Source organism: Oscillibacter sp. KLE 1745 (assembly GCF_000469445.2).
Lineage (GTDB): Bacteria > Bacillota > Clostridia > Oscillospirales > Oscillospiraceae > Oscillibacter > Oscillibacter welbionis.
The window spans coordinates 61,220-71,508 of sequence record NZ_KI271698.1 but is presented as its reverse complement, the minus strand read 5'-3'; the positions used below and the strand labels follow the sequence as shown (position 1 = coordinate 71,508).

At 52.3% G+C, this 10,289-nt stretch carries 10 protein-coding genes and 2 pseudogenes; 3 read left to right on the top strand and 9 right to left on the bottom strand.

The annotated features are described in order from the left end of the window. Positions 1 to 262: 262 nt before the first annotated feature. The 9 genes and pseudogenes from HMPREF1546_RS19535 to HMPREF1546_RS18155 form a co-directional block, all read right to left on the bottom strand. A complete protein-coding gene (locus HMPREF1546_RS19535; RefSeq protein ID WP_021747722.1) occupies positions 263 to 1,168 on the bottom strand; it encodes a site-specific integrase in 906 nt (301 codons plus the stop codon). Between the two features lie 13 nt (positions 1,169 to 1,181). Beyond that, positions 1,182 to 1,850: a tyrosine recombinase XerC gene (gene xerC / locus HMPREF1546_RS19530; RefSeq protein ID WP_301546133.1), complete on the bottom strand. Its 669-nt coding sequence runs from the start codon at positions 1,848 to 1,850 to the stop codon at positions 1,182 to 1,184. A 54-nt stretch (positions 1,851 to 1,904) separates the two neighbouring features. Next, on the bottom strand, positions 1,905 to 2,204 hold the full coding sequence (locus HMPREF1546_RS04710) for a DUF6809 family protein (RefSeq protein ID WP_025544325.1): 300 nt from the start codon (positions 2,202 to 2,204) through the stop codon (positions 1,905 to 1,907). Between the two features lie 96 nt (positions 2,205 to 2,300). Beyond that, on the bottom strand, positions 2,301 to 2,762 hold the full coding sequence (locus HMPREF1546_RS04705) for a hypothetical protein (protein ID WP_021747719.1): 462 nt from the start codon (positions 2,760 to 2,762) through the stop codon (positions 2,301 to 2,303). Between the two features lie 305 nt (positions 2,763 to 3,067). Continuing rightward, positions 3,068 to 3,496: a hypothetical protein gene (locus HMPREF1546_RS04700; protein WP_021747718.1), complete on the bottom strand. Its 429-nt coding sequence runs from the start codon at positions 3,494 to 3,496 to the stop codon at positions 3,068 to 3,070. Next, positions 3,493 to 3,942, bottom strand: a complete 450-nt coding sequence (locus tag HMPREF1546_RS04695) for a helix-turn-helix domain-containing protein (RefSeq protein WP_021747717.1) — start codon at positions 3,940 to 3,942, stop codon at positions 3,493 to 3,495. Before HMPREF1546_RS04695 ends, HMPREF1546_RS04700 begins: the two co-directional genes overlap by 4 nt. Positions 3,943 to 4,082: 140 nt before the next feature. After that, positions 4,083 to 4,294 (bottom strand): annotated as a pseudogene (locus HMPREF1546_RS04690) (helix-turn-helix transcriptional regulator). A 409-nt stretch (positions 4,295 to 4,703) separates the two neighbouring features. Next, a complete protein-coding gene (locus HMPREF1546_RS19860) occupies positions 4,704 to 5,144 on the bottom strand; it encodes an EVE domain-containing protein (RefSeq protein ID WP_021747713.1) in 441 nt (146 codons plus the stop codon). Between the two features lie 801 nt (positions 5,145 to 5,945). Further along, positions 5,946 to 6,704, bottom strand: a pseudogene (locus HMPREF1546_RS18155) (macro domain-containing protein); the annotation flags it as partial. Positions 6,705 to 6,907: 203 nt separating this feature from the next. On the opposite strand from HMPREF1546_RS18155, the gene HMPREF1546_RS04670 reads away from it, so the two are divergent. The 3 genes from HMPREF1546_RS04670 to HMPREF1546_RS04660 are packed head-to-tail and all read left to right on the top strand — an operon-like array spanning position 6,908 to position 9,981. Beyond that, a complete protein-coding gene (locus HMPREF1546_RS04670; RefSeq protein ID WP_021747709.1) occupies positions 6,908 to 7,291 on the top strand; it encodes a (deoxy)nucleoside triphosphate pyrophosphohydrolase in 384 nt (127 codons plus the stop codon). Beyond that, entirely contained in the window at positions 7,288 to 8,097 is an 810-nt protein-coding gene (locus tag HMPREF1546_RS04665) for an HNH endonuclease (protein ID WP_036629438.1), read from the top strand. Before HMPREF1546_RS04670 ends, HMPREF1546_RS04665 begins: the two co-directional genes overlap by 4 nt. A 24-nt stretch (positions 8,098 to 8,121) precedes the next feature. Beyond that, positions 8,122 to 9,981 (top strand): DNA/RNA helicase domain-containing protein, encoded by a 1,860-nt coding sequence (locus HMPREF1546_RS04660; RefSeq protein WP_036629455.1) that lies wholly within the window; start codon positions 8,122 to 8,124, stop codon positions 9,979 to 9,981. The last annotated feature ends 308 nt before the right edge of the window (positions 9,982 to 10,289 follow it).

Genomic DNA, 10,289 nt, shown 5'->3' with positions numbered 1-10,289 from the left:
ATACACTAAATACAATATTGTATTTAGTGTATTTGTAACCTTGGCGAGTGGCGGATATCATCAATTCTAAGTAGAAATAGAATGGAGAGAACATTATTCGTCCAGACATCCGATGTGGTGTTAGATGATAGTGGTATCATCAATGTTGGAAATATCGAAATTCTGGATTTCCCACCGGACGATATACTGACCTAAGTAAACCGGCTGTTTGGAAGATAAAAGTGGTTTGTAACATAATATGGGATAAACCACTTTTGTCATTTTACACTGCATAAGTTACCGTCCCCTGGATCATCTCATACCACTTGGTCACCGTATGCCGGGTCACCGTTGCACCCCTGGCAATCACGCTGTAATTTGTCTCGTCGGAGTGGAAGTTCATGTATTCCCAGATCTGCCGCTGCTTCTTGGTGAGTTTCTCAGGCGATGGGATTCCTCTCATCCGGTCCTGGATAGCCTCCTGCTTTGCATTCATCTGTTGGATCAGTACCTTCAGCTTTTCCTCGCATTCCTCGCGGGTGTGGGCGTAGACGCCTTTGGAATGCTTTGTGCCATCCTCCGGCCAGGTGGGGGAATAGCGGCCCTCGAAGAGGTGGTCATTGAGTTCGTTGATGCAGCCGGTTCCGGGCTTTCGGGGGCGTCGCATGACTGGTTGGAAGTCGGCAAGGGGGTTCTGTGTTACCTCCGAAGTGTCCTCCGCCACTTCATTGCTCAGCCCACGGTCAATCTTAGCCGCGGCCTCACTGAGCATATCTCCGGTGATGTGGGTGTAGATATCCAGCGTGGTCGCTGCCGACACATGGCCCAGCATAGCGGAGAGGATTTTGGTGTCCATTCCGTTTTCAAGAGCCATGGTGGCGAAAGTATGGCGTAAATCATGGAAGTGGATGTGCGGCAGTCCCGCCTCTTTCAGCAGTACCTTCATCCAGTAGTAGGCGGCGCTTGGCCGCACCGGTTTCTCCGGTGCCAGAGGATCCGGAAAGATCCACTGGCTGATGGCATGTTTCTTCCGCTCCTTCAGACGCTGGATGGTGCTGGGCGGGAGACGGATAGCGCGCCTGCCCCGTTCCGTTTTGGTTTTGCCGATCTCCAGCTCCCCTCGCTTGGGGGCATTCACAGAGCGGAGGATCTTCAGCGTTCCGGTACTTGCATCGAAGTCCTTCCACATGAGGCCGCAGATCTCACCCCCGGTGCAGACTGGTGGTCAGCTCCGCGTAGAAGAAGTCCCGCCAGGTCTCGTTCTTGTCCACTGCCGCCAGGAAGGCGTCCATCTGCTCCCGATCCAGGACCTGCTTGAGTTTGTAGCTGTTCTTAGGCAGCTTGGTCCCGTCTGTGGGATTGTAGGGGATGATGTGGTCCCGTTCCGCGTCTTTGAGACACCGGTGGAGCATGGCGTGTATGCGGAGCACCATGGTGTCCGACAGCTCGTATCCGTACTCCGGGTGGTCGTGGACCCGTCCTTCTTTCTTCAGCTTCTGGTACAGCTTCTGGATATCCAGACAGGTGATGCGGGAGATGATCTTGCCGCCTAAGTAGGGCTTCACATAGCACCGGATGTATTGCTCGTAGCTGCGCAGGGTGTTGGGGCGCAGGGTGACGGCACCGTATTCCTCCATCCAGCGGTCCAGATACTCGCCCAGGGTCATGCGGCTGTCCTCGGTGAGCTGCGCGTCCTGATAGAGGTCCATGTCACGGTGGAGCTTGGCCAGCAGTTCCTTTTGCGTCCTGGCCAGCACGTACCGGAAGATGGGCTCGCCGTTTTGCTTGTGGCCCACCACGATGCGGCCCTCCCAGCGTCCGTCCTCTCGTTTGCGGACCATACCATCCCCGGATGGTCTCCGTTTACTCATACTCGTTCACCTCCTGCTCCTCGGGTTCCTTTTCTTTGATATAGCGACGCACGCTCATCGCTCTTCCTGTTCCTGTCGGCGCAGTGCCCGTTCCTCTTCATCGTCTTCGAACGAGTATGGCGTCAGCTCTCCGGCGATCCCCAGTGCTAGCTGGAACCCGGCGGTGAAAGACGCCAGGGAGACGTCCTCCCGCAGCTCGATGGCCAGGTCCGTCAGTTTCAGCAGCGTCTCCCGGTCCTGTCGGTCCAGCTTGTCCCGCAGCGTGAGACGCAGCGTTTCCAGCTCCCGGCGGATCTCTGTGCAGTCAGGCTCTTGGAAGAACCGCTGGTGCAGTGCTCTCATGTAGTCGTTCATGTGTGCCGCCTCCTTCTTTTGCAACACACAATACCGACTTGTGTGCGGAATAGCCAGAGAGACGCGGCGGAGTTAAGAGAAAGTTATCATTTGCTTTTACGTGAGATCGTCGTCCTCCGGGCCCTCGTCCAGAAAGAAGCGCGCGCTGTCGTCCGCCGTGAGACCGTCCCGCTCCCAGCGGGAGCTTTGCAGGAATGTGGGAGCGCAGCCCAGACGCTTGACTTCCTGAGCACAGTCCGTCTGGATGGCGCGGATCTCGCTGTCCGGCACCTGCGCTATCCGCGCCAGGATGCGCGCCATGGTGGCGATTTCCACCGACAGTTTGTACTGCCCTGTGCCCAGAGATCTGCACAGTGACTCGAACCGCTCCATGGGCACTTGGCTTCTTCCACCCAACATGGAGAGTTCCCGAGACATCAGATGGGAGCAGTAGAACTCAATGGCCTGCTCCACGAAGTCATTGCGGGAGCCGACGCCGGCACGCCGCAGATTGTCGTCGCATAGTTTCAGGTGCCGCGGGGTTACCGCAAGCCCTGATTTTACCCGTTTTTCTAACATTTCCGGTCCTCCTTCCGGTACCAATTCGGATCACGTTGGAAACGGCCCTCAATCCTCTGCCGTTTCCCGATTTGTTCAAATGAAGAGCACCCTGTTTGGTACCAAACCGCCAAAACCGCCGCGGTCAGTGGTACCCCGGCCCGCATTGCGGGTCCGGTGTTTTTGGGGCGAAACGGTACCTTTTAGGTGCACGCCCCTTTATCTTGTCCTTATTTTCGGCTGGGTGAAAAGGCCCCAAAATGGCCTGATTTCGAGGGGGGAGAGAGGGATCACAGAAAATGGTCCCGCTCTCCCGCACAGCCCCGTCACACGCCTTCGGGATGTACTTCTGGTGCTGGGGGGTTGTCCTGTCCAGGCGCACACAAGGGCTCACAACGCGTCTCCGGCGCACCGCCTCCGGCATACCGCCGCCGATTCAGGCTGCGGAACTCCCGGGGGTTTCGGATGATGTCGTCTTTCAGCATCTGGTCGCACAGCATCACATTCCAGATGGTGCGCTGGAAGCTGCCGCGCACCTCTCCCAGGCATCTGTGCGCGAGGGCCTTTTGTTCCTCCGTGAGATCGCCGCAGGACGGATCGGCCATGTACAGCGTCAATGCTTCCTCCGGCATAGGCGTCCCGTGGAGAGCCTGCCACTGGGTCTGGATGTACTGCCTGGCCACCAGGAAGTACTCTGCCGATGCATGGGGGTCTTGCTCCAGGATCTGATCCAGCAGATCTGCCAGGATGGTCATAGGGCAGCACCTCCTTTCGGGGCGGAAGCGGACAGGCGTTTTTTCACCTTCTGTTGTTCCGCGGCAGCATCCAGTGCCGCCAGCTGCCGCTGGTGATACAGCTCCACCGCATTTTGCACCGGAAGGATGGTGTAGCGGAGACTGCCGTTGCGCTCTTTTCCGTTGGCGTCCAGCACCACGGTGCGGTTAGTGGCGATGAGCCCGGCCGCCTCCAGCTCCAGCACGTACTTGCGCACGGTGTTGTTGCTGGCACCGATGGCTTGTCCGATGGTCTTATAGCTGAGCGTACACTGATAGGTCTTCCGGTTCTCCCGATAGAGCAGGAAGGCATAGATGGCGATGGCAGCGCATCCAAGGTTCAGGTGGAAGACTTCATCCGGCAGAGAGAAAAACTTTTCGTTGGTACTTACCGGGATGAGGTCCGGTGTGATGAGGCCTTGCTGCATCAGCTCTGCCAGAATGGGATCGATGACACCAGTAGTGGAGATAGGCCAGCACGGAGAAGGCCGGGTACTTGAAATGGTACTTCCAGATCTGGTTGGGAAGCGGAAGGATCTGGAGTCACGCTGACAGGGGAAGCAGAGCATCAGCTGCCACCTCCTTTCGCGTGGGCGATTACCCATTGGATGAATTGCTCCTTGGGAACCACCATGCGGCTGCCCACCCGCAGTGTGGGAAAGTCCGATCGTGCATCAGCTCATATCCGCTGGACACCGACACTCCCAGAACCTGTGCCGCCATTTTTGCATTGAGAAACAGCGGCGGGTCGTCGTAGTTTTTGTGGATCGATTCTTTCATGATTATGTACTTCCTAGCTTGAAAAAACTTCCACTTCTTGATAGGATGGTAGCATAAGAATAATTCTGATGGAATTGCACGAACTCAATACAGCCATCGTCTTTTTCACCCATCACGGACTATGCTAGACGTCTTGCGGCGAATGTCTTACCAACACCGGGAGCGCCCTATAGAATGATATTCTTCTTGCTTCGTAGAACGGCCACAAGACTCTGGTAGCGTTTTTCAGCCATATAGACCTCATTGAGGAAATCATCCTTGGTATATGTATCAATAGAAGTCTCATCGATCACAGGATTCTCTTCACGGATTATATCGAGGATAAAATCGTATTCGCCTCTGGTAAGTTTAAATAGACTGCCCTGTAGATTCTGAAAATACTCCATACGCTCCAGTTCTGGGCATCCTTTTAGTGTCTCATAGTCGATAGGTGAAGTAGTCCTTCAACTTTTTCGAAGAACAGCTTCTCACCATCTTGTTCTGCGCTGATACGACCGATTGCTACAATCTGCTTTACTGGATTGGATTCATATCCTATGATCATATCACCAGCTTTTGCATCAAGGAAGTTTTGGAAGATGCGGCGTTTATTCCCGTTTTCATTGTAGAGCGTATAGGATTGAACCTCACCAACAGCAATGTCAGAAAAGCTCCAGATCTTCGGATTTGCATTTAGCCACCAATATCTGCGATCAGCCTCACCGGAAGCTGTATTCACATACAATTCAATTCCGCTTAAATCTGCTTTATCGAGGACGGAGGAAAGCTCATCTCTAAGTTTCCATATAAAGCTGCCCTCTTCATCTTGCTCGGCATCACGGCCCGTATACAGGACAGTCCACCATTGCATTGAGCCATCTTTCCGTGCGGCCGGGGTAATGCCAGTCGCTTCACAAATTCTTTTGGACAGTGCGACAGAACCAGAGTTATAGCATTTCTTTCGGGGGGCAATTATGATTTTTTTGAGTGGTGTCCATGGAGTCAGAAAATTACATTTTTGTAGACTCGCCAAAGAAGCTACCGGTATAGAATGCTACTCCACCAGTGAATTGATTGCACAAAAAAGCAGATCGAATTCTCACAAAATAAGCTTATTCCAGATATTGAAGACAACCAACCGTATCTTCTTCAGGCTGTGGCTGAACGTAAGGCGACTGGCCAGAACTTTATTTTAGATGGATATTTTTGCTTGCTTGATGGAACTGGTAAAGTTCAGCGTATTTCCAGAGATACTTTTGCAACACTCATGCCAAAAAGTATAATCTTGTTGACTGAGAAGCCGAGGATAATTGCGGCTCGCCGTCGAATTCGTGATAAGGTAGGTGTCAACGAACCAACTAATGAAATCTATGTTACGGTTTTTGACAAACACCATAGCCGTATTTTCTTTTTAGGAAAATACAGTTTTTACTGTGCGAAAAAACATAAATGGCGAGAAGGTCTATATCAAAGACCGAAGAAATTGCGCTTTTTGTCGTCCCGGATGAAGAGATTCTTGGCGTCGGCCTTCGGGTAGGGCAGGTGGATCTCCGCCACCTCTGCCATATTGTAAACACCTTTGTGCCCCGTTACCTCATGCCAGATGTTTGTGGCGCTGAGAAGAGCGTAAATCTCCTTCTTGTTTATGTCTCTGCCCTCCTCGCCAATACTCGCCCAGCAGACTCTGGTCAAAGGCGAAGAGAGCCTCGTTGATCTCAAAGATGTTGTAGTTCCGGTGGTAATGAGATACTCCACAATGATATCAAATTTGCTGGCATGGGAGAAAGCAAAGCCGGCTTTCCCCAGCATCTCCCGTGCTTCATCCAGGGGTAATAGGCCATGGCGGTAGGCATGGAGGCCATGGCCATCCGGCGGCGCTGAGTCTCCCTGCTGTCGGTATGGGCGGCCACGTAGCAATCGTCAATGTAGGATGCGATGTCAGCAAAGAGTTTTCCACCGATGGTATAGGCGGCTCAGTCGAAGATCACCAGATACACCGTCATATCGTGGGCCAGAAGGAAATCACCGATGGTATCCACCGCTACCTTCAACGCCTGATCCTTAGGATAGTCATGCACCCCGGAGAAGATCAGAGGAAAAGCCACCGTTTCACAACGGTTGCTCAGGGCTAGTTCCAGAGAGCGCGGTAGGCTGATACCAGCAGTTCCCGTTCTCCATGGTTGCCGCCCCGCCAGATGGGGCCAACGGTGTGAATGACAAACTTTGCCTGTAAGCGGTAGCCCTTCGTGGTCTTGGCCTGTCCTGTTTTGCAGCCGCCCAGGGTGCGGCATTCAACCATCAACTCCGGCCCGGGGGCAGGATGGATGGCGCCGTCCACACCTCCGTCGCCCAGCAAGCTCTCGTTGGCGGCGTTGACGATAACATCCACCTTCATGGTGGCAATATCGTTTCGTACAATCTGCAGGGGCATGACAGCACCTCCTTGCTTTCTAGTGTCATCATACCACAAGTACCCCTGTGCAGCAATCTTGTGGAATACAAGGGGCAGGTTCATTCCAGCACTTTTCCTTTGCCGGTAACTGATAAAAATAGGTATTCACCATATGTTAGACAGCCATTGAAAATATACCCAAATCTGGTACAATATTATCCTTCTGTAGAAAGGAATTCATCATGGAAGTAACTGCGGGCATCTTCGTGAAAGATCGTTGTATTTTGCTTATGCGCCGTGCCCCAGGCCAAAGTGCTGCTGGCGGTTGGGAGTATCCTGGAGGAAAAATAGAGCCTGGCGAGTCCGGTGAACAGTGTCTGCGTCGTGAATTAAATGAGGAACTTTGCATTGACGCAGAAATTGGTGAAAAGATGGCGGAGAGCACTTTTGAGACGGGTTCCAAAACAATTCATTTGCATGCTTATCGTGTCAATCGGTATGAAGGGAAAATCCAGTTGACCGTCCATGATCAGATGGAGTGGGTTCCGCTTTCAAAGTTGTTAGACCACGACCAGCTTCCGGCGGACTATCTGATCTCTCAAAAACTTTTGGAGGTATTGCGATGAGTTTTCGGCCACCATTTGTAGTGGGTTCCACCGTAACCCACCCGGAAATTTGTACTGCCTTTCAGTGTGGCAATATGGGTGGTATGCGCCGCTCTAAGCGAACTAATACCCTCATTATCATCTCGGACCATACAAAGGCGCTTTATGATGACAAGTGGTACGGAGACACTCTTCACTATACTGGAGAGGGCAAGCGTGGAGATCAGACCTTAACAAAAAATAATCGTACTTTGAACGAGTCGGATCACAATGGAGTCGAAGTGCACCTCTTTGAGGTGCTGCACCCGACACAGTATATTTACCACGGTGTTGTATCCCTTGCCGGCAAGCCATATCAGGAAGATCAGGCCGATGAGGACGGGGTGATGCGCAAGGTTTGGATGTTTCCAGTAAAACCTGCGTTCCCGATCTCGGTCGACTCTGCAGCGTATCAGTTCTATACGAAAGCCCAGCAAAAGCGAGCAGAAAGGCTTTCTGATGAAGCCCTTGCTCGCCACTTGAACGACACTGAAAAACAAAAGGCTGCCCAACGGGATGTAACTTCCTCTGTCTATGTTCGGAACCCCTATGTTGCAGAGTATGCCAAGCGTAGAGCCAAGGGCATCTGTCAGCTCTGTGGCCAGCCAGCCCCATTTTGTGACCAGAAGGGGCGCCCTTACCTAGAAAGCCATCATATTGAGTGGCTCTCGCAGGGCGGGGCAGATACCACTAGCAATACTGCTGCACTCTGCCCCAACTGCCACAAGAAGATGCACATTGTCAATGACCCCAAGGACGTTCAAAAACTGCGTGCAGCAATTATATAAAACTGTTTGAGGGAGGTTGTTCTTATGCGTCTGGATCATCCACGTTGTAGCTTCGCATCCTCACTGGATACCTTCCTCAGCACCGGAAAAGAAGAATGGTTGGCCCGAATGGAGGCTCGGGAGTCGGGGCGCCCTCTCCATCAAGAACAGATTGCTGCTTGGGCAGACTGTTACGATGTGCTCCTACATACGCTACCGGCCATTCAAGCGCAGCATCCGGAGCTCATCATAATCTTCGAATACGAACTTCCTTATGAAGCAGGGCGTCGCCCGGATGTGATCCTCCTCAGCAAAGAACAGGTCGTGATTTTGGAGTTCAAAATGAAATGCCGTGTGCTCAGAGCCGATGTGGACCAGGTGGCTGCCTATGCTCGGGATCTCCAGGAATATCACTTTGAATCCAGAAACCGCAAAGTGACTCCTTTGCTGGTAGTTACCCGTATGAAGCATACATTAGAGTCCAGAGGTTCTGTCCTTGTCACTTCTGGGGATTGCCTGCAAGAAGCCCTACTCGACACATTGCGGGAGGACACAACAGCCTGTGATGCCGCCGCCTGGATGTCCTCCCGCTATGAGCCCCTTCCCACCATCGTGGAGGCCGCCCAAAGGATCATGCGCAAGGAGGCACTCCCTCATATCCGCAGCGCTGACAGTGCGGGAATTCCGCAGGCATTGCAATGCCTTACTGGTATTGCTACCTATGCGCACAAGAAGGGCAAGCATATGCTCGCCTTTGTCACGGGTGTGCCTGGCGCCGGGAAAACTTACTTGGGTCTACAGTATGTCTATGAATCCTTCCAAGCCGAAAAGCAAGTGCATTCTGTGTATCTGTCAGGCAACGGCCCTTTGGTGAAAGTTCTCTCATCTGCTTTGGGGAGTCATGTGTTTGTGAAGGATCTCCATAAACAGATCGATGAGTTTGTCCGCTATCAGGCCAAGGATTTTCACCAAAACATCATTGTGTTTGATGAGGGGCAGCGGGCTTGGACACAGGAACGCATGGCCCAGCGGAACCCTGGCCGCCAATGTTCCGAGGCAGAATTAATGCTCCAACTGGCAGAGGCACGGCTCCCATGGTGTGTCCTTCTTGTGCTCATCGGGGAGGGGCAAGAAATCTACAAGGGTGAATCCGCAGGAGTCGACCAGTGGGTGACCGCCATTTCACGGTCAAAACGGGCATGGGAAATTGTTGCACCCTCAAAGCTGACCGTCTCCTTTGAACCTCTGCAGACGATGTGTCGCTTTCATGCGCGGGACCAATTGGACCTCAACATATCCCTACGTAACCATTTGGCTCAAGACGCCAGTACCTTTATAAACCATTTGATTTCGGGTGAGATCAACCAGGCAAAATCGCTTGTTCCATCTTTGAAATCTGCGGGCTATACGATGCTGATGACACAGGATCTGGATGCGGCAAAGGCGTATTGTACGACTCGCTATAAGGGGCAAACATCGAAGCGATATGGACTTCTAGTCTCCTCGAAAGCAGATCCCGCACTGATGAGACACCATGGTGTAGATAATAGCTATGAGGCTACCAGCATGCGCAACATGGATATTGCTGCATGGTATAATGATCCGCCTGAAAGTCCAAAATCCTGCTGTAGTTTTCGCCAGGTAGTGACCGAGTTCAGCTGCCAGGGTTTAGAGGTGGATCTCCCGATTTTGTGCTGGGGCCCAGATATGATTTGGAATGGAAACGCGTGGAATCTCTATCGCCCAATGCAGTCGGCAGATAGCAATGACAACCGCTATCGTGTTAATAGCTATCGGGTGTTGTTGACCAGAGGTCGAGATGGTCTCCTTGTGTTTGTACCTCCAGAATCAAAGCTATTTCCCATCTATGACCTGCTTCGTAGAGTTGGTCTGGAGGAATTATAAAAAACGCAGACGGGTAGTAGTCCACGGACTGCTACCCGTCTATTTTCAGCATCTTTTGGATCATTTCAAAGTGCTTAGCCACGGTGTGCTTAGTCACTTTAGTGCCCTTAGCGATGGTAGAGTAATTCGTTTCGTCGGGATGGAACTTCATATACTCCTAGATTTGCCTTGCTTTATTCAGCGTGTCGCCGATGATGCGCTTCACAAGCTGCTGGAGGACCTATTTGCCGTGGTGCAGCTTGACCTTGTGGCCAGCTATACCCTTCACCTTCTCGTTCAGTGCTTTTTTTATTGTCTGTGCAGCGTCT